The organism is Kitasatospora sp. NPDC091276 (genome assembly GCF_040684355.1).
GTDB lineage: Bacteria > Actinomycetota > Actinomycetes > Streptomycetales > Streptomycetaceae > Kitasatospora.
This window is the reverse complement of record NZ_JBFBFU010000002.1, coordinates 177,553-200,026: the sequence shown is the minus strand read 5'-3', so window position 1 is coordinate 200,026 and position 22,474 is coordinate 177,553. Positions and strand designations below refer to the sequence as shown.

General features: G+C 75.1%; 23 protein-coding genes and 1 pseudogene. 15 read left to right on the top strand and 9 right to left on the bottom strand.

What is annotated here, in order from left to right:
* Window positions 1-46: 46 nt before the first annotated feature.
* Together AB0O19_RS03040 and AB0O19_RS03035 are read right to left on the bottom strand one after the other, a co-directional pair.
* A complete protein-coding gene (locus AB0O19_RS03040) occupies window positions 47-1,225 on the bottom strand; it encodes a globin domain-containing protein (protein WP_363617330.1) in 1,179 nt (392 codons plus the stop codon).
* 74 nt (window positions 1,226-1,299) lie between these two features.
* Window positions 1,300-1,743 (bottom strand): Rrf2 family transcriptional regulator, encoded by a 444-nt coding sequence (locus AB0O19_RS03035; protein ID WP_363617328.1) that lies wholly within the window; start codon window positions 1,741-1,743, stop codon window positions 1,300-1,302.
* Between the two features lie 325 nt (window positions 1,744-2,068).
* On the opposite strand from AB0O19_RS03035, the gene AB0O19_RS03030 reads away from it, so the two are divergent.
* From AB0O19_RS03030 to AB0O19_RS03020, 3 genes are all read left to right on the top strand, one after another.
* On the top strand, window positions 2,069-3,718 hold the full coding sequence (locus AB0O19_RS03030) for a YncE family protein (protein ID WP_363617326.1): 1,650 nt from the start codon (window positions 2,069-2,071) through the stop codon (window positions 3,716-3,718).
* A gap of 159 nt (window positions 3,719-3,877) precedes the next feature.
* Window positions 3,878-4,612: a PAS domain-containing protein gene (locus tag AB0O19_RS03025; RefSeq protein WP_363617324.1), complete on the top strand. Its 735-nt coding sequence runs from the start codon at window positions 3,878-3,880 to the stop codon at window positions 4,610-4,612.
* A gap of 7 nt (window positions 4,613-4,619) precedes the next feature.
* Window positions 4,620-5,750, top strand: a complete 1,131-nt coding sequence (locus tag AB0O19_RS03020; RefSeq protein ID WP_363617322.1) for an aminotransferase class I/II-fold pyridoxal phosphate-dependent enzyme — start codon at window positions 4,620-4,622, stop codon at window positions 5,748-5,750.
* A gap of 77 nt (window positions 5,751-5,827) precedes the next feature.
* Here the strand turns inward: AB0O19_RS03020 and AB0O19_RS03015 are convergent, their stop codons facing one another.
* Together AB0O19_RS03015 and AB0O19_RS03010 are read right to left on the bottom strand one after the other, a co-directional pair.
* A complete protein-coding gene (locus AB0O19_RS03015; protein WP_363586446.1) occupies window positions 5,828-6,610 on the bottom strand; it encodes a glucosamine-6-phosphate deaminase in 783 nt (260 codons plus the stop codon).
* A 275-nt stretch (window positions 6,611-6,885) separates the two neighbouring features.
* Window positions 6,886-7,293, bottom strand: coding sequence for a hypothetical protein (locus AB0O19_RS03010; protein WP_363617320.1), 408 nt, complete (start codon window positions 7,291-7,293; stop codon window positions 6,886-6,888).
* A 282-nt stretch (window positions 7,294-7,575) separates the two neighbouring features.
* Between AB0O19_RS03010 and AB0O19_RS03005 the strand changes: the two genes are divergently transcribed.
* The 10 genes from AB0O19_RS03005 (at window position 7,576) to AB0O19_RS02960 (ending at window position 16,540) form a co-directional block, all read left to right on the top strand.
* A complete protein-coding gene (locus AB0O19_RS03005) occupies window positions 7,576-8,337 on the top strand; it encodes a serine/threonine protein kinase (protein WP_363617319.1) in 762 nt (253 codons plus the stop codon).
* Window positions 8,334-9,920 (top strand): serine/threonine-protein kinase, encoded by a 1,587-nt coding sequence (locus tag AB0O19_RS03000; protein WP_363617317.1) that lies wholly within the window; start codon window positions 8,334-8,336, stop codon window positions 9,918-9,920. Before AB0O19_RS03005 ends, AB0O19_RS03000 begins: the two co-directional genes overlap by 4 nt.
* A gap of 91 nt (window positions 9,921-10,011) precedes the next feature.
* Window positions 10,012-11,112, top strand: a complete 1,101-nt coding sequence (locus AB0O19_RS02995) for an ionic transporter y4hA (protein ID WP_363617315.1) — start codon at window positions 10,012-10,014, stop codon at window positions 11,110-11,112.
* Window positions 11,113-11,518: 406 nt separating this feature from the next.
* A complete protein-coding gene (locus tag AB0O19_RS02990) occupies window positions 11,519-12,841 on the top strand; it encodes a geranylgeranyl reductase family protein (RefSeq protein WP_363586441.1) in 1,323 nt (440 codons plus the stop codon).
* A 243-nt stretch (window positions 12,842-13,084) separates the two neighbouring features.
* On the top strand, window positions 13,085-13,768 hold the full coding sequence (locus AB0O19_RS02985) for a TNT domain-containing protein (protein WP_363617313.1): 684 nt from the start codon (window positions 13,085-13,087) through the stop codon (window positions 13,766-13,768).
* Between the two features lie 167 nt (window positions 13,769-13,935).
* Window positions 13,936-14,535, top strand: coding sequence for a GNAT family protein (locus AB0O19_RS02980; protein ID WP_363617311.1), 600 nt, complete (start codon window positions 13,936-13,938; stop codon window positions 14,533-14,535).
* A 140-nt stretch (window positions 14,536-14,675) separates the two neighbouring features.
* Window positions 14,676-15,143, top strand: coding sequence for a hypothetical protein (locus AB0O19_RS02975; RefSeq protein WP_363587437.1), 468 nt, complete (start codon window positions 14,676-14,678; stop codon window positions 15,141-15,143).
* Window positions 15,144-15,209: 66 nt separating this feature from the next.
* Window positions 15,210-15,647 (top strand): hypothetical protein, encoded by a 438-nt coding sequence (locus tag AB0O19_RS02970; RefSeq protein WP_363617309.1) that lies wholly within the window; start codon window positions 15,210-15,212, stop codon window positions 15,645-15,647.
* Window positions 15,647-15,952: a PRC-barrel domain containing protein gene (locus tag AB0O19_RS02965; RefSeq protein ID WP_363617307.1), complete on the top strand. Its 306-nt coding sequence runs from the start codon at window positions 15,647-15,649 to the stop codon at window positions 15,950-15,952. The genes AB0O19_RS02970 and AB0O19_RS02965 overlap by 1 nt, the downstream gene beginning before the upstream one ends.
* Window positions 15,953-15,955: 3 nt before the next feature.
* Entirely contained in the window at window positions 15,956-16,540 is a 585-nt protein-coding gene (locus tag AB0O19_RS02960; RefSeq protein WP_363587443.1) for a type 1 glutamine amidotransferase domain-containing protein, read from the top strand.
* 56 nt (window positions 16,541-16,596) lie between these two features.
* Here the strand turns inward: AB0O19_RS02960 and AB0O19_RS02955 are convergent, their stop codons facing one another.
* The 4 genes and pseudogenes from AB0O19_RS02955 to AB0O19_RS02940 all read right to left on the bottom strand — a co-directional run bounded on the left by AB0O19_RS02955 (window position 16,597) and on the right by AB0O19_RS02940 (window position 19,920).
* On the bottom strand, window positions 16,597-17,451 hold the full coding sequence (locus tag AB0O19_RS02955) for a DNA ligase (protein WP_363617609.1): 855 nt from the start codon (window positions 17,449-17,451) through the stop codon (window positions 16,597-16,599).
* Between the two features lie 60 nt (window positions 17,452-17,511).
* A pseudogene (gene ligD, locus AB0O19_RS02950) lies at window positions 17,512-18,390 on the bottom strand (non-homologous end-joining DNA ligase); the annotation flags it as partial.
* Window positions 18,391-18,496: 106 nt separating this feature from the next.
* On the bottom strand, window positions 18,497-18,928 hold the full coding sequence (locus AB0O19_RS02945; protein WP_363617305.1) for a VOC family protein: 432 nt from the start codon (window positions 18,926-18,928) through the stop codon (window positions 18,497-18,499).
* 32 nt (window positions 18,929-18,960) lie between these two features.
* Window positions 18,961-19,920, bottom strand: a complete 960-nt coding sequence (locus AB0O19_RS02940) for a helix-turn-helix domain-containing protein (RefSeq protein WP_363617303.1) — start codon at window positions 19,918-19,920, stop codon at window positions 18,961-18,963.
* A 187-nt stretch (window positions 19,921-20,107) separates the two neighbouring features.
* Between AB0O19_RS02940 and AB0O19_RS02935 the strand changes: the two genes are divergently transcribed.
* Window positions 20,108-20,698 carry a pyridoxamine 5'-phosphate oxidase family protein gene (locus AB0O19_RS02935; RefSeq protein ID WP_363617301.1) on the top strand — a complete coding sequence of 197 codons (591 nt, stop codon included), beginning with the start codon at window positions 20,108-20,110 and terminating at the stop codon, window positions 20,696-20,698.
* A gap of 99 nt (window positions 20,699-20,797) precedes the next feature.
* Window positions 20,798-21,748: a hypothetical protein gene (locus AB0O19_RS02930; RefSeq protein ID WP_363617299.1), complete on the top strand. Its 951-nt coding sequence runs from the start codon at window positions 20,798-20,800 to the stop codon at window positions 21,746-21,748.
* A gap of 140 nt (window positions 21,749-21,888) precedes the next feature.
* On the opposite strand, the gene AB0O19_RS02925 is transcribed toward AB0O19_RS02930, so the two are convergent.
* Window positions 21,889-22,284, bottom strand: coding sequence for a transglycosylase family protein (locus tag AB0O19_RS02925; RefSeq protein ID WP_363617297.1), 396 nt, complete (start codon window positions 22,282-22,284; stop codon window positions 21,889-21,891).
* Window positions 22,285-22,474: the final 190 nt, after the last annotated feature.

Here is a 22,474-nt window from a genome sequence, read left to right as displayed (position 1 = left end):
GGCCGGGGCGGGGGACCTCGGGGACCTCGTGGGGTCCCAGGGGATCTCAGGCGAGCCAGAGGTCGGGGCCGAACACCTCGTAGTGGATGTCCGCGGCCGGGACGCCCGCCGCGAGGAGCTGCTCGCGGACGGCGCGCAGGAAGGGCAGCGGGCCGCACAGGTAGGCGGTGGTGCCGGCCGGGACGTCGACGGTGGAGAGGTCGACCAGGCCGGTGCGCTCGGCGGGCCAGTCGCCGAGCGGCCGTTCGTAGAAGACGTGGGCGGTGGCGTTCGGCAGCTTGGCGGTGAGCTGGGCGAGGTCGGCGCGGAAGGCGTGGGTGAGCTGGTCGCGGTCGCCGTGCACCGAGACGACCTGCCGGGTGGAGCCGGTGGCGGCGAGGTGGTCGAGCATGGCGGTCATCGGGGTGTTGCCGATGCCGGCGGAGGCGAGCAGCACCGGCCCGTCGCCGTCGGCGAGGGAGATGTCGCCGAGCGGGGGCGCGAGGTGGACGAGGCCGCCGGTGCGCAGGTGGTCGTGCAGGTGGGCGGAGACCTCGCCGCCGGGCTCGCGCTTGACGGTGAAGCGCAGCGCGCCGTCGGCGGTGCCGGAGAGGCTGTACTGGCGGATCTGCCTGGCGCCGTCGGGCAGTTCGGTGCGCACCGAGACGTACTGGCCGGGCCGGGCGGCGGGGACGGGGCGGCCGTCGGCGGGGCGCACCAGGAAGGTGGTGACGGTGTCGGTCTCCTGGTGGCGGGCGACGACGGTGTAGGGGCGCCAGAGGTCGGCCTGGTCGCCGCCGGCGGCGACCTCGGCGCGCAGCCGGTCCTCGACGGCGACGAGGGCGTTGGCCATCAGCCAGTACACCTCGTCCCAGGCGGCGGCGACCTCGGGCGTGACGGCTTCGCCGAGCACCTCGACGATGGCGGCGAAGAGGTGCTCGTGGACGATCCGGTACTGGCTGCTGTCGATTCCGACGGAGACGTGCTTGTGGGCGATCCGGGCGAGCATCGCGTCCGGCCGCTGGTCGGGGTGGGCGACCAGCGCGCCGGCGAAGGCGGCTATCGACCCGGCGAGCGCCTGGCGCTGGGTGCCGTTGGCCTGGTTGCCGCGGTTGAACAGGTCGCGCAGCAGCTCCGGGTGGGCGGCGAACATGCGGTCGTAGAAGAGCGGGGTGATGTCCCCGATGGCGCCGCCCACGACGGGCAGGGTGGCCTCGATGACCTCGGCGGACTTGGCGGACAGCATCAGTCCGGCTCCTAACTTGTATATGAGATTCGCATTAAAGGCCGTGCGTGAGCCCGGCCCCGGGGGGTGGGGGATCAGCCGGTGGGTCTGGCGGTGAGGCCGAGCAGCACCGGGCCGGTGGGCGCGGCCACCAGGTCGTCGATGCTGAGCGGGTCGAGTGCGGCGAAGAACGCCTCCTGGGCGGTCCGCAGCGCACCGCGCAGACGGCACGCGGCCCGCAGCGGGCACGGCGGGTCGTCCTCGCAGCCGACCACGTCGCCGACCCCCTCCAGCTCGCGCAGGAGCAGCCCGAGTGAGCCGGTCCGCCCGGCGAAGGTGAGCAGCAGTCCGCCGCCGCGCCCGCGCCGGGCCTCCACCACGCCGAGGTGCTGCAGGCGGCTGACCACCTTCGCCGCGTGGGTGTACGGCACGCCGACCGCCTCGGCCACCTCGCGGGTGGTCGGGTTGGCGTCCTCGCTCAGGACGGCCAGCCGCATGGCGATCCGCAGGGCGATGTCGGTGCTCTTGGTCAGCCTCACGTTCGAAACGCTATCGAATGCGACTCCACAACTCCAATTTCCTGCACGCCCCCGTCCCGACCGGCTCCCGACCGGCCCCCGACCGACCCATGACCCGTCCACGACCGGCCCGCGCCCCGCTCCCGGCCGGTCCCTGGTTGCGGCGGGGCGCGGCCGGCGGGGTGGCTGCTGTCCGAATCTCGGTCGAATCTGAACAGTTGGCGACATTACCGATCAGCCCCTGACGGATGGTCATACCGGCTTCTACGCTTCGTGCGGCTCCGGATCCGCAGGGGGCTGGAGCGACCGGCGTTGCATCCCTTGACCGACCATGCTGGAGAGACTCGTGAGAACACGTCGCGCACCCGGGCGCACCTGGACGGCCGTGACCGCGATAGCCGCGGCCACGGCCGCACTGCTGTCGCAGCCCGCCACCGCCGAGGCCGCCACACCGCCGCCGACCGTCAAGGCGCACGTGCCGGTGGCGCCCTACCCGGCGGGCGTGGCGCTCACGCCGGACGGCGGCCACGCCTACGTGACGAGCCAGAGCAGCGGCGCCGTGAGCGTGCTGGACACCGCGAGCAACACGGTGGCCGCCACCTTCACCGCCGGCACCGGCTCCTACGCGGTCGCCCTGTCCCCCGACGGGCACCGGGCGTACCTGACCCACCACCTCGACGGCACCGTCAGCGTCGTGGACACCACGAGCAACACCGTGACGGCCACCGTCCCGGTCGGCGCCCAGCCGTGGGGCCTCGCGCTCTCCGCGGACGGCTCGCGCGCCTACGTCGGCAACGCCGGGGCCGACACCGTGAGCGTGCTGGACACCACCACCAACGCGGTCACCGCCACCGTCCCGGTCGGCGCCGAGCCGCACGGGCTGGCCGTCTCGGCGGACGGCAAGCGGCTCTACGTCGCCGCCTCCGGCGCGAAGGCGGTGAACGTGATCGACACCGCGAGCAGCACGGTGAGCGCCACCGTTCCCGTCGGCCACAGCGTCTTCGGCCTCGCGCTCAGCCCGGACGGCACCCGGCTGTGGGCCGCCGACGCCGACGACGCCACCGCCAGCGTCCTCGACACCACCGGCAACACGCTCGTCGGCACCGTCGCCGTCGGCGCCGGCCCGTACGCCGTCTCGCTCGCCCCGGACGGCAGCGCCGCGTACGTCTCCAACTACGCCGACAACACGGTCAGCGTCGTGGACACCACCAGCCGGACGGTCACCGCGACCGTCCCGGTCGGCGCGAGCCCGTACAGCCTGGCGATCACCGGCGACGGCCGGCGCGGCTACCTCACCGACTTCACCGGCGGCGCCGTCGACGTGCTCGACTTCCCGCTGCCCGTCCCGGCCGTCACCGGGATCAGCCCGTCCGGCGGCTCGGGGGTCGGCGGCACGACGGTGACCGTCACCGGCACCGACCTGAACGGCGCCACCGCCGTGACCTTCGGCGCGGCGGGCGCCGCCACCGCCTTCAACTGCACCAGGACCAGCTGCACCGCCACCGCCCCCGCCACCGCGGTGACCGGGCCGGTGGACGTCCGGGTCACCACGCCCGGCGGCACCAGCGCCGCCGTCGCCGCCGACCGCTTCAGCTACACGGCGCCCAGTGCCCACCTCGGGGTCGCCCTGACCGCCACGCCGGTGTCCAACCTGCTGAGCGGCCGGGTCGACTACACCGTCACGCTGACCGGCCAGGGCCCCGACACGCTGACCTCGGGCACCGTCTCCGCCGACCTCCCGGCCGGCCTCGCGGCGACCTCCGGCGACTGCACCATCGCGGGCACCAAGCTCACCTGCAAGCTCACCGGGCCGCTCGCCAAGGGGGCGAGCACCACCCGGCACTTCTCGATCTCGGTCGGCCTGCTCAGCCTGATCCGCAGCTTCGACGTCACGGTGGCCCGCACCGCCGGCGTGCCCGCCGACCCGACCCCGGCCACCAGCCGGGACACCCGCAGCTGCACCGCCGTCCTCGGACTGCTGATCACCTGCCACTGACCCTCCCCGAGCACCGAAGGCCCCGCCTGCGTCGGCGGGGCCTTCGTCGTCGCCGCAGGTGCCGGATGTCCGGACGAAACGGCTGAACGAAACGCCTGAACGAAACGTCGCGGGTGAATCGTCTGGACTAAACGTCTGGCCTGGACGTACAGTCCGAACATGACCACCGAAACCCCCGACCCGCGCGTCCGGACCTGGACACCGGTCTGCCGCGCCGTGGCCCTGCTGCTCGGGCCGTACGCCGAGGTGGTGCTGCACGACGCCACCGCCGACCGGGTGCTGGCCATCTGGAACCCGATGACCCCCCGCACCCCCGGCGACCCGTCGCTGCTCGGCGAACTGGACACCCTCGACCCGTCCGCCCCGGACGTCTACGGGCCCTACGAGAAGCTGCTGCCCGACGGGCGCCGGCTCTCCTCCGTCAGCGCGGTGCTGCGCGACGACGCCGGACGGCCCTCGGCGGTGCTCTGCGTCAACCTCGACCGGGGCCCGCTGGAGCACGCCGCCGCCCTGCTGGCGGGTTTCGCCGCGCCCACCGCGCCCCGCCCCGAACCGCTCTTCGAGCGCGACTGGACGGAGCGGATGAACGACGTGATCGGCGGCTACGTCCGCGCGCACGGCCGCCCGCTCGAACGCTTCGGCCGCGAGGACCGGCTCGCCGTCCTGCGCGAGCTCGACCAGGCCGGGGTGTTCGCGGTCCGCCGCGCGGTCCCGGCCGTCGCCACCGCACTGCGGGTCTCCCGTTCGACCGCCTACACCCTGCTCGCCGAGCTCAAGCAGGCCCCCGAGCCCCGGCAGGCCCCTGAGCCCTGGCAGGCCCCTGAGAACCAGCAGGCCCCCGAGTCCCGGCACCGGCACCCCGGCGCCGGCGCCGGCGCCGACGAGAGCGAGTGACAGAGAGATGACCAGGCTCCCCGACTTCCGACTCGAAACCTACTTCTCGCGCTGGGAGTTCAGCGCCCGCCACCACCTCGCCGCCTCCGACGCCCAGACCATGACGATGGCCGAACTCCTCGCCCTGGCCGGCCCCGAGGACCGCCGGGCCTGGGACGGCCTCGCCCTCGGCTACACCGAGACCTACGGCGATCCGGAGCTGCGCCGCGCCATCGCCGGGATGTACCAGGAGGTCGACGCCGACGACGTGCTCTGCTTCGGCGGCGCGCAGGAGGGGCTCAACCTCGCCATGCAGGTGCTCCTCGACCGGGGCGACCACGCCGTGGTGGTGACCCCCAACTACCAGTCCGCCGAGACCATCCCGCTCTCCCTCTGCGAGGTCACCGGCGTCGCCCTGGACGAGAAGGACGACTGGGCGCTCGACCTCGACGCGGTCACGGCCGCACTGCGCCCGAACACCCGGGTGCTGTCGGTGAACTTCCCGCACAACCCGACCGGCAAGGTCATCGACGCGGCCGACTTCACGCGTCTGGTGGAACTGTGCGACGAGCGCGGCATCCGGCTCTTCTCCGACGAGGTCTACCGCGGTCTGGAGCGCGACCCGGCCCGGGCGCTGCCGCAGGCCGCCGACCTCTCCGCGCGCGCCCTCTCGCTCAACGTCACCTCGAAGTCGCTCGGCCTGCCCGGCCTGCGGATCGGCTGGATCGCCTGCCGCGACCAGGAGTTGCGCTCCCGGCTGGAGCGGGCCAAGCACTACACCACGATCTGCAACTCGGCGCCGAGCGAGGTGCTGGCCCGCATCGCGATCAACGCCCGCGAGCAGATCCTGGCGCGCAACCGCGCGATCATCGCGGAGAACCTGCCGCGGTTCGACGCGTTCTTCGCCGAGTTCGGCGACCTCTTCGAGTGGCGCGCCCCGGACGGCGGCTGCGTCGCCTACCCGCGCTACCTCGGGGCGGACGGGGTCGAGGACTTCTGCACCGCGCTGGTCGAGCAGGCGGGCGTCCTGCTGCTGCCCGCGAGCATGTTCCACTCCGACCTGACGCCCGCTCCCGCCGACCGCTTCCGGATCGGCCTGGGGCGCCGCGATCCGGGCCCTGCCCTGGCGGCCTTCGGCGACTGGCTCCGCACGCGCTGACCGCCGGGCGCTGCCGGGAAGGAACGTGGGTCGGGCCCGTGCGGGAGGCGACTGCCTCCCGCACGGGCCCGCCGACCTCAGAGCTTCTGCCAGGCCGGCTTGGCGGCGTAGGTGTCGCGGAAGTAGTCGGCGAGCTTGAGGCCGGAGGCGGCGGCCTCGTCGACCACCACGGTGGCGTGCGGGTGGAGCTGCAGCGCCGAGGCGGGGACGGCGGCGGACAGCGGGCCCTCGACGGAGAGGGCGACGGCCTCGGCCTTGGCCTCGCCGGTGGCGAGCAGGACGAGGTGGCGCGCCTCCAGGATGGTCCCGATGCCCTGGGTGATGACGTGGTGCGGGACCTCGTCGAGGCTGTCGAAGAACCGGGCGTTGTCCTCCCGGGTCTGCCGGGTGAGCGTCTTGATCCGGGTCCGGGAGGCCAGCGAGGAGCAGGGCTCGTTGAAGCCGATGTGGCCGTCGGTGCCGATGCCGAGCAGCTGGAGGTCCACGCCGCCGGCCGCGGCCAGCGCGCGGTCGTAGGCGGTGGCCGCCGCGGCGATGTCCGTCGCGTTGCCGTCCGGGCCGAGGAAGGAGTCCTCGGTCAGGCCCAGCGGCTCGACGACCTCGCGCAGCACCACCGAACGGTAGGACTCGGGGTGGCCGGCGGGCAGGCCGACGTACTCGTCGAGCTGGCAGATGCGCGCCCGGGAGGCGTCGAGCCGGCCGTCGCGGACCCGCTCGGCGAGGGCCTGGTAGATCGGCAGCGGCGTCGAGCCGGTCGCCACGCCGAGCAGGGCCTCGGGCTTGCCGGTCAGCAGATCGGTGATCGCCGCGGCGATGAGTTCGCCGGCCGCTGAGGCGTCAGGGACGATCACGATTTCCATACTGGTCCACCGTTCTGAGCCGGGTGCTTGGTCTAGACCCTTGAGGTCTAGACCAGTTTGCCGTGAACGGGTGCCCCAGGTCCACTCGGGCCCTGGTCGGAGCCGCTCCGCCGGCCCCGGACCGCCGGGAGCCGGCCTGCGAGGGCGCCGCATGCCGACGGGCCGGCCGCCGGGTGCGCTGGCGGCCGGCCCTGGAGCCGGGGCGCGGGCGCCCCGGCGGGTGGGGTGGATCGGGTCGATCGAGGGCCCCGGTGCTGGTGGAGCGGCGGGGTCCGTCAGAACGGGTTGGTGCAGGTGGTGACCTGCTGGGTCGCCTCCAGCGCCGGGCCGGCGGTGGCGCAGATGATCCGCAGGTCGGTGGTGACGACGCGCGGGGTGACCGCCTTCGCGGAGCCCAGGCGCACGGTGGTCGCGGAGGCGATCGTCTCCCACGGGCTGCCCCAGGCCTTCTGGGTCCGCACCTCGACCTGAACCATCGTCAACTGGCGCGGGTCGGCGGAGACCTGGGCGACGCCGAAGAAGCCCTCACCGTCGTGCTGGTGCGAGATGCAGGGCTTGTTGAGCACGGAGGCGCAGGCCACCGCTTCGTTCTCGGTCGTCGCCGGGGCCGCGGTGGCCGGTCCGGCCGCCAGGCCTGCTATCCCTGCCACCATCATCGTCACAGCTGCGATCCGAGCGCGCATGATATGAACCTCCTTGGAAATTAAGGGGATCTCACTCCTTGAGATGAGTCTTGCACAGAACGTGGACATGCCGTGTGTGTGTTGCGTCACACTCAAGGTGACCATTCAACTACGTGCTGCAACCGCCCGTCGAACGGTCGACGGACCGGCAGGTGAGAGGCCCGGGGGCAACTCGGCGACGCCCGGGCCGGGTTGGCGGTGTCCCTTCACTCGTCCGAGTGGCGAACTGCCGTCGGGGCGAATCGGGCCGTTAGCATCGACCCGAACCACGGAGGTGTCGGCGTGGACACGGTCATCGTGCAACTGCCCGACCGGGAGCCCGTGATGGCACCCGGCGAACCGCCCGGCCTGCTGCGGATGGGCCCCGGCGAGGCCGCGGCGTTCGGGCGCGGCGAGCCCGGCCGTCCGGCCCCCATCCCCCTGCCCGACCAGGGCGTCTCCCGGCGCGCGGGGGAGGTCACCGCCGCCGAGGACTACTGGCGGCTGTCCAACTTCAGCACCTCCGCCACCTACGTGGTGGAAAACCTGGAGGGCGCGGGCGAGCACGTCAAGGTGGCGCCCGGCCGGCTCGGCGCGCCCGTGCCGTTCGAGTTCTCCAGGGTGCTGCTGCCCGCGCTCGGCGAACCCGCCTCGTTCAAGGTCTTCGCCCCGCAGCACGCCTACCTGGAGGGCCGGCCCGGCGGCGTCGGCGGCGAACTCACCGTCAGCCCGTTCGCCCTCGACCCGACCGCCAAGTACTTCCTGGTGCTGCTCGCGCTCTGCGAGCCCCGGCTGCGCTCGCCCTCCGCCGCCGTCGTCCCCGGTGTGACGGAGGTGCTGGCCCGGCTGCGCGCCCTGCCCTCCTGCCACGGGCTGACCCGCTCGGCGGTCAACTACCACATCGACTACCTGGTGTGGACGAAGCTGCGGCTGCGCGAGCCCTACGAGGACGGCCCCGGCGGCGGCAAGCGCGAGGAACTCGCGGCCCTGGCACTGAAGTTCGATCTCGTCCGGGAGGAGCACCTGGCCCTGCTCCCGCCCCGGCGCCCGGCCGCCCGACCGTGAGGCCCGCCGGCCAGCCGCCCGACGAGCCGGCGTCCGACGAGCCGGCGTCCGAGCAGCGGGTGCAGGAGAAGGACCAGCCCCCGCCGGACCAGCAGTCCGAGGTACCGGCCGGCTACCGGCTCGCGGGCTACCGCACCGGCGCCTACCTCGGGGCCGGCGCCTGGGGCAGCGTGTACGCGGCCGAAGGCCCCGACGGCACCCCGGCCGCCGTCAAACTGCTCAGCCCCGCCCGGCTCAGCCCCGGCCAGCGACGGACCATGACGGAGGTCGCCCGCAGCGAGATGCGCTTCAGCCGCCGCGCGGACCACCCCCACCTGATCCGCACCCTCGCCGTGACGGTCGTCGACGACCCGGCCCACCCCGGCCTGGACGGCGCCGTCGCCCTGGTGATGGAACGCGCCGCCCGCAGCCTCCAGGACGTCCTCGCCGCCGCCCGCCCCGGCACCCCGGTGCCCGGCGCCGGACGCGTCCTCACCGAGGTCTGCGCCGGGCTCACCCACATGCACCGGGGCGGCTGGGTGCACGGGGATCTCAAACCGGCCAACATCCTGCTGATGCCCGACGGCACCGCCAAGATCGCGGACTTCGGCCTCACCGCCGAACTGGAGGGCACCCACGCCTACACGCCGCCGCTCGGCTCGCCCGACCACGTCCCGCCCGAGTGGTGGTCCGAGCGCACCGGCGCGCGCGGCGTCGCGGTGCGCCCCAGCGCCGACATCTGGGCCTTCGGGGTGATCGCCCACCAGGTGCTCACCGGCGGCCTGCACCCGTTCCTCGGCGCCACCGCCCGGGCCCGCTCGCTGGCCGCCCAGGCGTACGCGCGCGGCGCGGCGCCGCTGCGGCTGGACGAGGCGCTGCCCGGGCCCTGGCGGGCCGTGGTCACCGCCTGCCTGGCCCCCGGGCGGGAGGAGCGGGCCCGCGCCGACCTCGCCGCGCTGGTCGCCCGGGCCGGCGCGCGTCCGGCCTGCCGCCGCGGCGGCGCCCTGCGGGCCGCCACCGGCCTGCTGGCCTGCGCCGTCACCGTCCTCGCCCTGACCGGGGCCCCCGAGCCGGAGGCCGCGGAGCACGGCGCGGCAGTACCCGCCGTGGGGTCGGCCACCCACCCGGCCGCGCCCCCGCCGCCCGGCGCGATCCCGGCCGGCTCCGACGTCCCGGTGGCCTACCGCGGCATGATCGAGGTCGCCGCCCGGCGCTGCCCCGAGCCCGAGATCACCCCGGCGCTGCTGGCCGCGATGCTCAAGGCCGAGAGCGGCTTCGACCCGAACGCGGCCCGCCCCGAGACCGGCGAGTACGGCATCGCCATGTGGACGCCCGCCGTCTTCGACGCCTGGGCGAAGGCCGCGGCCCACGACGGCCCCAAGTCCTACCTGGATCCGGGCGACGCGATCGCCGCGATGGGCAACTACGTCTGCTGGCTGGACCAGCAGCTCAAGCACCGGGGCCTCACCCGCGACCTGCCGGCCCTGGTGACCGCCGCCTACCGGACCAGCGACAAGACCGTGGCGACCGCCGGAGGCGTCCCGGAACGGGTCCGCCCGCACGTCGACAAGGTGCTCCGGTACCTCGCCGACTACGGCGGGTGAGCGGGCAAAACGGGATGAGTTGTACCACATCCCTACGTATCCCGGCGCGGGCAACCGGGTGGGCGTCCCCCGGTCTGGGATGCTCGGCGGCATGATCACGAAGCTCCGCGTGGCCGCCGCGCAATGGACCGTCGTCGTTCCGGTGGTGTCGTTCGTCGTCCTCGTCCTGACCTGGCACCGGGACCTGCCCGGTTGGGTGGTGGGCGTCGTCGCCTGCTTCCTGGCCGGCGCCGTGCTCGCCGCCGTGCACCACGCCGAGGTGATCGCGCACCGGGTCGGGGAACCCTTCGGATCGCTCGTGCTCGCGGTGGCGGTCACCGTGATCGAGGTCGCGCTGATCGTGACGCTGATGGCCGACGGCGGCTCCAAGTCCGCCACCCTGGCCCGGGACACCGTGTTCGCCGCCGTGATGATCACCTGCAACGGCATCCTCGGCCTGTCCATCCTGGTCGCCGCGATCAAGTACCGGACCGCCGTCTTCAACGCCGAGGGCACCGGCGCCGCGCTCGCCTGCATCGGCACCCTGGCGACCCTCAGCCTGGTGCTGCCGACCTTCACCACCAGTTCCCCGGGCCCGCAGTTCTCCACCACCCAGTTGGTCTTCGCGGCCACCGCCTCGATCGTGCTGTACGGGCTGTTCGTGACCACCCTGACCTTCCGGCACCGGGACTACTTCCTGCCGGTCACCCCCGAGGGCCGGGTGCTCGACGAGGAGGACCACGCCGCGCCGCCGACCGCCAGGGCCGCCTGGATCAGCCTGCTGCTGCTCGGCGTGGCCCTGGTCTCCGTGGTCGGCCTCGCCAAGGGCGTCTCGCCGACCATCGAGTCCGCCGTGGACGACGCCGGACTGCCGCACTCCGTCGTCGGCGTCGTGATCGCCCTGCTCGTCCTGCTGCCGGAGACCATCGCGGCGCTGCGCGCGGCCCTGCGCAACCGGTTGCAGACCAGCCTCAACCTGGCCCTCGGCTCGGCGCTCGCCAGCATCGGCCTGACCATCCCGGCCGTCGCGATCGCCTCCTCCTGGCTCTCCGGCCCGCTCGTCCTCGGCCTCGGCCCGGCGCACATGGTGCTGCTGACCCTGACCGTCGTGCTCGGCACCCTGACGGTCATCCCGCGCCGGGCCACCCCGCTCCAGGGCGCCGTGCACCTCGCCGTGCTGGCCGCCTACGTGGTGCTGGCGCTCAACCCCTGACGCCGCCGGTGGCAGTTCCACGGAGCCCCTGCCGTCCGACACCGCCGTCGGAGGCAGGGGCTCCGTGGTCTCCCGGGGGGGCGTGCCGGACGGCGGCCCGCCGACGGGCCGGGCCCCGTCTCCGGCGCGGTGGTCAACGGCGGGCCCCGACCCGGCGGGTGGCCGCGCAGCCGCCCCCGTGGCCGGTATTGACCGGTCATCGGGGCGGGCCCGCGTGTCGGGGCGGCGGGCGGGTGCCGTGGTTCTCTATCGTCCGTCTCGGACCGCCGAGTCCGGCCGCGTCCGAATGGCCCCGTCCGAACGGCCCCGTCCGAACAACCTGTCCGAATGGCCCTGTCCGAGTCCGTCCGGGCAGCCCTGCGGCCCCGTCGGGCCCGCAGTCGATCCGACCCCGTGGGAGTGCGTGATGCCCGGCCCAGAGCAGCAGGTGCCCGCAGACGGCGGCCGGGCCCCCCGGCCCGCCCGGACCGAGGAGAACGCCGACGTCATCGTGGTCGGCGCAGGCCCGGCCGGCTCCACCGCCGCCTACCACCTCGCCCGCACCGGCCTGGACGTCCTGCTGCTGGAGAAGTCCGCGTTCCCGCGCGAGAAGGTCTGCGGCGACGGCCTCACCCCGCGCGCCGTCAAGCAGTTGACCGACCTCGGCATCGACGTCTCCGAGCAGGCCGGCTGGCTGCACAACCAGGGCCTGCGGCTGATCTCGGGCCGGCGCGCGCTGGAGTTCGACTGGCCCGAGCTGTCCGCCTACCCCGGCCACGGGCTCGTCCGCCGGCGCGCCGACTTCGACGAACTGCTCGCCCGCCGGGCCGCCTCGGCCGGCGCCCGGCTGATCGAACGGGCCAACGTGGCGGGCCCGTTGGTGGACGAGCGGAGCGGCCGGATCACCGGCGTCACCGCGAAGCTCGGCGACGAGCGCCGGCCCGTCAGCTACCAGGCGCCGGTCGTGGTCGCCGCCGACGGCAACTCCACCCGCCTCTCCGTCGCGATGAAGCGCTACCGCCGCACCGACCGCGCCATGGGCGTCGCCTACCGCACCTACTTCACCACCCCCCGCCACCAGGACCGCTACCTGGAGGCCTGGCTCGACCTGCGCGACCCGGGCGACCCCGCCCGCCGCCTGCTGCCCGGCTACGCCTGGGTGTTCGGCATGGGCGACGGCACCGCCAACGTCGGCCTCGGGGTCCTCGACACCGCCCACGTCGACCTCGACTGGCGCGACCTGCTCCGCCGCTGGTGCGACAACCTGCCGCCCGCGTACGGCTACACCCCCGACGCCGTCACCGAGCCCGTCCGCGGCTCCGCCCTCCCGATGGGCCTCAACCGCCAACCCCACTACGCCGACGGCCTGTTGCTCATCGGTGACGCCGGCGGAACGGTCAGCCCCGGTACCGGCGAAGGCATCGCCTACGCGATGGAATCCGGCCGCTACGCCGCCGAGACCATCGTCCAGGCCCTCGCCCGGCGCACCGACCGCGGCCGCGAACTGGCCCTGCGCGCCTACCCGCAGGCGCTGCGCTCCGCCTACGCCGGCTACTTCGCGCTCGGCCGCCTCGCCGCCGACCTGCTCGGCCGGCCCAGGCTGCTCGGCGCGGCCGGCGCCGCCGGGCTCGGCCACCCGGCGCTGCTGAAGGTGGCGTTCCGGCTCATGGTCAACCTCACCGAGCCCAATTCCAAGGACGCCCTCGACCGGCTGCTCCACCTGGTCGGGCGGGTCGCGCCGGGGCGCTGACGGGGCGCTGACGGGGCGCTGACGGGGCCGGCCGTCCGGAGTGTCCGGCCGGTGCCGAACCGTTCATTCTTTCGGGTGAACCGGTCCGGCGTCCGGGGGTTGGCCGGAACCGGGGAATTCGGTGCGCCTTCGGCCAAGTCGTGTTGACGGATGATCAGCTGATCCGCTTGCCTGGTGCCGAAACGGACACGGAGGGTGAGCAGGACGCCCCCTCCGTGCGACCCCCCTCACGACGGAGACACCGTGCGCCTTCGCCTTCGCCTGCTCGTCGCGCCACTCGCCGCGGCCGCCGCCCTGATCGCCCCGAGCATCCCGGCCGCCGCGGCCGACACCGCCACCGCGGGCACCTCCGCCAGGGCCGCCACGCCCTCCGACGAGTGCTCCGCCGACTTCTACCAGGGTGACAAGCGGCTCGGCCCCGCCGGCCTGCCCACCACCGGCCGGGTCGGCAGGGAACTCGTCGGGTACCAGCGCACCGGCTCCCTGAGCGAGCAGCAGTTCCTCACCACCTACTACGACCCGGCCGGCAACAACGGCGCCGGCGGCTGGATCTACCCGCCGTCCGACGGCTACGTCACCCTGCCCGACGGCACCCCGGTCGAGTTCGATCTCACGCTCTACCCGAACCAGAACATCGACCGCTACGGCAGCGAGTACGGCGCCTTCCTCGCCCCCGAGGGACTGCCCTACTCCACCCGCTCCATCCCGCCGCAGAGCCTCGACGGCACCCCGCCGGCGGGCTGCAACTACCACGACTACAAGGTGGTCAAGCCCTTCAAGGTGCACGCCGGCCCGATCGCCCCGTGGTTCGGCCAGCCCGGCTGGGGCCTGCAGTACCAGCTCGACGCGAGCCTGGTGCCCGGCGGCCCGGCCAAGCTGAACGTGCTCTGGCTGGTCGACAACGGGTACCTGTCCCGGATCGTCTGACCCGGCCGTCCGGGCGGCGCACGGCGGGCCCGCCGTGCGCCGCCCCGCTCACCGGACGTCCCGGGCGTCACCGCCGGTCCGCACGCCCCCGCCGGCCGGGCGGGGGCGGATTGCCGGCCGGGAAAATTCGCTGGCGGGCACCGGAGCGGGCGGGATAGGAAGGCCGGATGAGCACCACCGAGACCTCCGCCGAGCGGCGCGTCCTGCGGCCCGCCACCCTCGACCTGGGCGACATCGCGCTGCGCCCCTGGGGCAGGGCCCTCGACGTGCCCGGCGGCACCGTCCCCGCCCTGGTGGCGGCCGCGGCCGACCCGGAGATCGCCCGCTGGAACCCGCTGCGCATCGCCGACCCGGCCGGCGCCGAGGCCTACCTCGACCGCTGTGACACCGGCTGGGCCGAGGGACGCGCGGCCGCCTTCGCGATCACCGACGCCCTCGACGGGACCCTCCACGGCAACGCCTTCCTGGGCTGGACCGACCAGCCGGACGGCATCGCCACGGTCGGCTACTGGCTGCTCCCCACCGTCCGCGGCCGGGGCCTCGCCACCCGCGCCGTCACCGCCGTCACCCGCTGGGCCGTCGCCACCGCCGACGCCCGCCGCATCGAGCTCTGGCACGCGGTCGGCAACGAGGCCTCCTGCCGCGTCGCCGACCGCGGCGGCTTCCGCCACGAGGGCACCACCCGGGCCTCCTACCGCTACGGCGACGGCGACTACGTCGACGAACACCTCCACGCCCGCCTCGCCACCGACCCGGACGCCGGGTAGCCGGGTTCGCCGACCGGCCGCCGCGCGGGTCCTCCCGGTGCCGGGAAACCGGTGGGCCGCAGGCTGCGCGCACGGCGGGGGAGCGGCCTAACCTGGAAGAGCGCGTACGGTGCGTGGCCCGGGAAGGGAAACGGTCGGCCATGACGGTGATCTCGGCGGCTCTCTTCGGTACCGATTGGCGCCCTGCGCCGCCCGGTTCCGCCGAACTGCTGCGCGAGTGCGCCGCCCGGGGCTGGACGGTCGTGCTGACCGGGCCCGGGCCGGGAGGGGCACCGGCCCTGACCGTGACCGCCCCCGGGCGTGACCCGGTGCGGGCCGCGCTGGAACTGGTCGGCGGCACACCGCCGCACGCCGTGGCGGTGGCCGGCAGCGTGCGCGAGGTGCTGGCGGCGCGGCGGGCCGGGGTGCCGTGCGTCGCCCTGGCGGCCGGTGCGGACGCCGGCCCCGAGCTGCGGGCGGCGGGCGCGGTCGAGGTCCACCGCGACGCCGACGCCCTGCTGCGCGTCCTGGACGACAGCCTGCTGGCCCGGCCCCGGGCCTTCGGCCCCGTGGGCGCCGCCGCCGGCGCCGCACCACACGCCGCAACCGGCGGCCCCCTGAGCGGTTAGCGCCTGCCCGTACCGGGCAACCGCCCGGGTGCGAGCACGTCACCGGAAGTGTCGGAGGTGACCGAGATGGACGGACCCGCGTTGAGCGGATGGGAGCGACGGCTCCTTGAGGAGATCGAGTCCGATCTGCGCCAGGACACGCGCCTCGACCGGAAGTTGAGCACGATGGGCGCCAAGCCGCCGAGCCGGGCCCGGCGCGTGCTGCGCGGCGTCGGGCGCCGCCTGTCCGCCGGGGTGGTGCTGACCGCCCTGGTGATGTCCGCGATCTGCCTCAGCATCGGCGTGCGGACCCCGACCACCGCGGTGCTGACCGCCCTCGGGCTGGTGTGGGCGGCCTCGGTGGCGGCGGCGGTCGCCACCTCGGCGCTGCTGCGCCGCCGGGCCGCGGGCCGGGGTGAGGGCCGGGACCAGGCTGCGGGCCGGGACCGGGGCGAACGCCGTGCCGCACCCCCCGACCGGGACGAGCGCCGCGAACGCCGCCCCTGGGACCAACCGGAGGCCTGATGACCACCGACCTGTGGGAGTACCGTCCGGGCCCCCACCACGCTGCCGACCTGAACCTGACCGGGTACGAGGTGCAGGCCACCGACGGCCCGCTCGGCCGGGTCGAACAGGACACCGGGGACCACCTGTTGATCGACGCCGGGCCCTGGGTGGCGGGCACCCGGCTGTCCGTTCCGGTCGGTCTGGTGTCGCGGATCGACCACCTGGAGCTGACCGTCCACCTGGACTGCCCGCGCGCCCGGCTCAGCCCCGCCCCGTCCGCCGCCGTCCACCTGGGTTCCGCCTGCGACCCGCACCGGCGCTGAGCCATGGGCTGGCCGTCCACCACGCTCACCGGCCGGACGATCGCCTTCCTGGTCGCGCCGTACGGGGCGGAGCAGGTCGAGCTGACCTCGCCGTGGCAGGCGGTGGCCGAGTCCGGCGGCACCCCGCGGTTGCTGTCCACCGGGCCCGGCCGCGTCCAGGCCGTCCGGCACCGAGCCCCGGGCGACACCTTCGCCGTCGACCTCCTCGTCGCCGGGGCGCGGCCGTCCGCCTTCGACGGCCTGGTCCTGCCCGGCGGCGTCGCGAGCCCCGACGCGCTACGGCTGGACGAGGCCGCGGTGGTCTTCGTCCGCGCCTACTGCGCCTCCGGCCGCCCGGTCGCCGCGATCTGCCACGCCGCCTGGACCCTGATCGAGGCCGACGCCGTCCGCGGCCGCACCCTCACCTCCTGGCCGAGCCTGCGCACCGACCTGCGCAACGCCGGAGCCCACTGGGTGGATGAGGAGGTTCACGTCTGCCGCGCCGGCCCCGGCCCCCTCGTCACCAGCCGCCGACCCGCCGACCTGCCGGTCTTCAACGACACCCTGGTCACCGAGTTCGTCCACGCGGCGAAGCGGCGGAAGGGGTGAACCCGCTTCCCGCCCCGGGGAGTTCCCGGCGTGCCCGGCGCGAGCCGCGCAGGGGGTCAGTCGCCGCGCAGCCGGACGAAGGCGGCGACGGGTGGGCGGCCGGTGAGGGTCAGTTCGGCGCGCAGCGGTCCGGTGAGGGGGTGGACCGGGCCGTGCTCGGGGTCGGTGACGGGCGGGCCGGCGAGGGGACCGACGGCCTCGGCGACCTCGCGGGCCTGGACCGGGGTGAGCCGGGGAGCGCTGAGGAGCACCCGGCCGTCGTCGAGTTCGAGGACGAGGGCGTGCGGACGGGAGGTCGGACCGGTGAAGGCGCGGACGGTGGCGTCGAGGGTGTCGCTGCGGCGGTACTTGACCCAGGCGCGGCCGGCGCCGCGCGGGTGGTAGGGGGAGCCGGCGGCCTTGCAGACCAGGCCCTCGACGCCGGTGTCGGCGAGGCGGGCCATCCAGTCCAGCGCCTCCGTGCGGTCGGTGGTGGCCAGTACCGGCTGGATCGGCGGAGGGACGTCGGCCAGCGCGGCGAGCAGCAGTCGGCGACGGTCGGTGAGCGGCAGCCGGCGCAGGTCGCGGCCCGGTAGGGCGAGCAGGTCGAAGGCGATCAGGCCGAGGACGACGTCCGGGGCGGCGGCCCGGGCCCGGCGGGTGCGCAGCAGTTCCCCGAAGGCGAACCGGCCGGCCCGCCAGGCGACGAGTTCGGCGTCCAGCACCAGCCCTTCGGGCAGCCGGGCGACGGCGGCGGCGATCGGCGGGAACTCGGGGGCGAGGTCGCGGCCGGTGCGGGACTGCAGGACGGGCGGGCGGGCGCCGCGGGCGAAGGCGACGCAGCGGAAGCCGTCCAGCTTCAGCTCGTACTGCACGCCCGCGCCGCCCAGGCCGTCGGCGGGCGGGACGGCGGTGACGGTGGTGGGGCGCATCACCTCGACGGGCGGGTGGAGCACCTGGCGGGGCTGCTCCTGCCGGGTCGCCGGGCCGGCGGGGAGCGGCCGGGCCCGCTCCGGGTCCAGCAGCGGCGCGAACAGGTCGCCGTGGGCGGCGAGGCGATCCGGCACCTCGGCGAGGGTGAACACCAGGTCGTCCGCCGTGCCGGCGCGCTCCAGCTCGGCCCAGGTCAGCGGGGTGGAGACGGTCGGCAGCGGCCGGGCCCGGAGGGTGTACGGCGCGGCGGTGGTCTTCCTGGCGCTGTTCTGCGACCAGTCGACCAGCACCCGGCCGGCCCGCCGGGCCTTCGCCATGGTGTGCACCACCAGCTCCGGGCGGTCGCCCTCCAAGGCGGCGGCGAGCGCCTTCGCGTACGCCGAGACCCGGGTGCTGGGGGTGGGCTCGATCGGGACCAGCAGGTGCAGGCCCTTGGAGCCGGAGGTCTTCACCCACGCCGCCAGGCCGTCCGCCGCGAGCCGCTCGCGCAGCAGGACGGCGACGGTGCGGCAGGTGAGGACGGACGCGCCCGCACCGGGGTCGAGGTCCAGGACGAGGCGGTCGGCGAGCCCGGGCGCGGCCGCGTGCCACTGCGGGACGTGCAGTTCCAGACAGCCCAGGTTGGCGGCCCAGAGCAGCGCGGCGCCGTCGTCGAGGACCACCTGGCGCAGGTCGCCGCCGCTGCTCGGCACCTCGACGGTGCGCACCCAGCGCGGGGTGCCGGCCGGCGGGTTCTTGGCGATGAACACCTCGGCCTCCACGCCGTCCGGGCAGCGCAGGAAGGAGACCGGGCGGTCGCGCAGGTGGGGGAGCAGGGCGCCGTGCACGGCGGCGTAGTAGCGCAGCACCTCGCCCTTGAGGGTGCCGGTGCGCGGGTAGTACACCTTGTCGAGGTGGGAGAGCGCGAGGGTGCGCCCGTCCACCGTGAGCTGCGGCATGGGTGCTCCCCGGAGCCTGGGTGGGCCTGTGCGTGGCCCCCGCAGCCAGTCTGCCCGGGCGGCGGCGGGGGCGCAGCCGGTCCACCGGCGTCGGAGACGGGCCCGCTCAGCCCCGCGCGGGGGCGGCGGGCCGCGGCGCACCCCGGTAGGTGCCGAAGTACCACTGGTTGCCCTCCGGGTCGGCGGCGGCGAAGTCGCGCGAACCGTAGTCCGTCTCGGTGAGCGCGGTGGTGATCCGGGCCCCGGCGGCGACGGCGCGGTCGTGCACGCCGTCCGGGTCCGCGGTGACCACGTACGCGGTGAAACCGCCAGGCCGGCCCGGGCAGGGCGCAACGCCCTCGGGCGTCTCCCGGTCCGAGCCGAGCATCACGCCGCCGCCCTCCGGCCAGGCCAGTTCGGCGTGGGCGACGAACCCGCCCTCACCGTAGGCGACGACCTCCTGGAAGCCGAAGGCGTCGACCAGGAAGCGGATCAGGGCCCGGGCGTCGGTGGCGCGCAGGCTGGGCCAGACCTGCGGGGCGGGGGCGGTGCCGTCCATGGCTGTCTCCTCGGGGGGGGGGCTCGGGTTGCTTACGCCTCCCACTCTGCGGCCGCCGCACCCGCCCCGCCTTGGACGTTTCGGAACTTCGCCTCCTCCGGCCCCTCCGCCGCCAGCCACGCGCTCGGCGCGGCCCCGGCCAGGGCGCGGAACTCCCGGGCCAGGTGCGCCTGGTCGAAGTACCCGCAGCGGACGGCCAGGTCGCCGAGCCGGGGCGGCGGCGAGGCGGCCAGCAGATGGCGGGCCCGGTCGAAGCGGATCACCCGGGCGGCGGCCTTCGGCGTCAGACCGGTCTCCCGGCGGAACCGCTCCTGGAGGTGCCGGGTGCTCCAGCCGGTCTCCCGGGCCAGCGCCGCCACCGGCAGGGCGCCGTTGCTGCGCCGCAGCGCCCGCCATGCCCAGCCGACCTCCGGCGGCACCTGCCCGGACGGGCGGGCGGCCCGCAGCAGCGTCCCGTCCAGCACGGCGAAGCGCTCGGACCAGGTGCGCGCGGACTGCAACTGCTCCTGGAGGCGCGGGCCGAGCCGCCCCAGCACCTCTTCCGCCGGGAGGTCGATCCCGGCCAGCTCGCCGGCGGGCAGCCCGAACAGCGCCCGGGCGGCCAGCGGGTGCACGGCGATCTGCACGCCGGACTGCCGGCCGTCGTGGGTGATCAGCGCCGGGCCGGTGTGCAGGCCGCCGAGCAGCGTCGGGTAACTGCCGGGCGGCTGCGCCGGGTCGGGGTGCCCGGCGATCACCAGCGGCTCGTCCAGGGTGAGGATGAACGTCAGGTACGGGGACGGCAGGCCGCGGTGCAGGGCGGGCGGGATGCCGCGCTGGCGGTACCCGGAGTACCAGGCCACGTACGGGCGCAGCGCGGGCGCGGGCCGGGCGCGGACGGCTTCGTCGACCAGGCCGGCGGCGGTGTCGGCGGCCGTGTCCGCGGCCTCGTCGGCTGCGGCCGCGGGCCCGGTTGCGCCGGCTGCGGACGTCTCGGGGGTTTCCGTCGTCACGTTCCCAGTATCGGCGGCCGGTGGCGCGCGTGCCGCGCGGCGGGGGCGGGCGTCTTGGACAAATGCGCACCGGGGCCGCCGAGTTCGGTCGCCCTGCGGGCGTCCCGGTGGCGCCCCCGGCGAGGCGGCCGTCTCGCCCAGTGGATCATCCTTTCTTGCCAGGCGAGATGGGCGCACACTGGCGGGCATGGGAAAGCAGTACGAGAGCATCGACGGCAGGCTGCGGGAGTTCATCGAACGGCAGCCCCTCTACTTCGTCGCGACCGCGCCCCTCTCCACCGACGGGCACGTCAACGTCTCGCCCAAGGGCCGCTCCGGCACGCTCGTGGTGATCGACGAACTCACCCTCGCCTACCTGGACTTCGGCGGATCCACCGCCGAGACGATCGCCCACCTGCGGGAGAACGGCCGGATCACGCTGATGTGGTGCGCCTTCGACGGCCCGCCGACCGTGGTGCGGGTGCACGGCCGGGGCGAGCCGGTGTTCCGTGACGACCCGCGCTTCGCCGGGCTGTTGGGCCGCTTCGACCCGGCCGTCGACGGCTCAGGGCTGCGTGCGATCGTGCTGGTGCGGGCCGAACGGGTCAGCGACTCCTGCGGGTTCGCCGTCCCGCTGATGGACTACCGCGCCGACCGCGAGCTGCACGCGCAGTTCTTCGGCCGCAAGGACGAGGAGGAGTTCAGCACCTACTGCGAGGGCAAGCAGTACGTCGGCACCAGCATCGACGGCCTCCCCGCTCTCCCGCTGCCGCTCCCGCCCCGGCCGGGCACGCCGTAGCGGGCCGTCTCGTGCCGGAGCGGAACGGCGCCGCCGGCCGCGCTACGGACGGCAGCCATCCGGTTGCCCTGGGTGTCGGACGGGGGGAGCGTGATGGTCATGATACGAACCCTGCGTGCCGCCGCCCTGGCCGCGCTCTCCCTAGTACTCGTGGCCTGGCCGGCCCAGGCCGTCACCGCCCCGCGCGCGGAGCGGTCGGCGACCGCGCGGCTGTCCGTCGAGCTCTGCCCGCCCCGGGGCCCGGTGGTCCCGGGCGAGAGCGGGACCCTGGAGGTGCGCGTCACCAACCAGGGCCCGGCGGCGACCACCGATCCGACCCTGGTGGTCGTCCACCTGCCCCCGCCCGCCGTGGTGAAGTCGGCCGACCCGCCGGTGGAGCTGACGTACTTCGGGACGGGCAGCTCCTATTCCGTCCCGGCCGGCCTGGCGCCGGGGGCCACGTCCGTGGAGCGGCTGTCGCTGTACGTCGCGCCGATCACCCCGCCGTTCACCACCATCGGCGGTGACGTGCAGGCCTTCTACCCGGGCGACCCGGACCAGTCAGGCCACACCACGCCGTACAGCCTCACCACCGCCGACACCCGGGCCCACTTCATGGTCGGCGCCTCCTCCGCCTGGCAGGCCGGGCACCCGGTGCCGCAGCCGGGCGACCTCACCGGCGCACCCGGGGCCACCATCGACCTGCCGCTGTGGGTGTACAACGCGGGTCCGTCGTACTCGACCCACCCGATCGACGTGCGGATCACCGTGCCGGAGCACACCACGCTGACCGGCCCGACGCCGTACGACTGTACGGCCGCCGGGCCGCGGACCCTGACCTGCCACTACGGGGTCGGGCCGCGCTACCAGGACGCGATCTTCATCGACCCGGCCGTGGTGATCGATCCGGGGACGACCGCCGGCCAGGTGCTGTCCGGCGGGACGCTGGACGTGTCCGGTCAGGAGGACTGCCCCTCGCCCGACTGGCACACCGACTTCTCGGTGACGGTGACGGTGACGGTGGCGGCCGGCCCGCCCGGCGGCGGCCCGGAACGGGCCCCGGTCCGGTAGCCCGACCGCCGCCCGTGGGCGCGGCCCGCAGGCCGGCGCGCGCGGTCGGCCGCAGGGGGCGGGAACGCGACGACGCCGCCGCACCCGGGGAGGGTGCGGCGGCGTCGGGGGCCCGGGACAGGCGGGCCGGGGGGTGGGGACTACTTGCCCAGGCCGGCCTTGACGGAGCAGATCGGCCAGGCGCCGGGGCCCTGGGCGGCGAGGACCTTCTCGCCGATGGCGATCTGCTGCTCCTTGGTGGCCTGGTGGGCCTGCGGGGCGTACGCGGTGCCGCCGAAGGCGGCCCAGGTGCTGGAGGTGAACTGCAGGCCGCCGAAGAAGCCGTTGCCGGAGTTGACGGCCCAGTTGCCGGTGGCCTCGCAGGAGGCGACCTTGTCCCAGACGGTGGCCGGCGCGGCGGAGGCGCTGGTGGCCGTGACGAGGCCGGCGACCGGCAGGGCGGTGATCGCCCCGGCCATCAGAGCCATCCGGACGCGGTTGCGGCGCTTCGGGGTGGCGGTGGTGGTGGCAGCGGCAGTCTCGTTACGGAAGGTCATGCGGTTCCTTTCGGAGGAGGCTGCGAGCGCGCGGAACCAGGCCCTCGGAAGGCCGTTGGTTTCGGGGGACACGTCACTCGCGTGGTCCGGCACCGTTCCGGTTCCGGGGCGGTGAAGCCGGCCGGAGCGGAGTGCTTGGTGCAACGGATTCGAAGGTACGGGGGCGCTTGAGGCGGTTTCAAGGATTTGG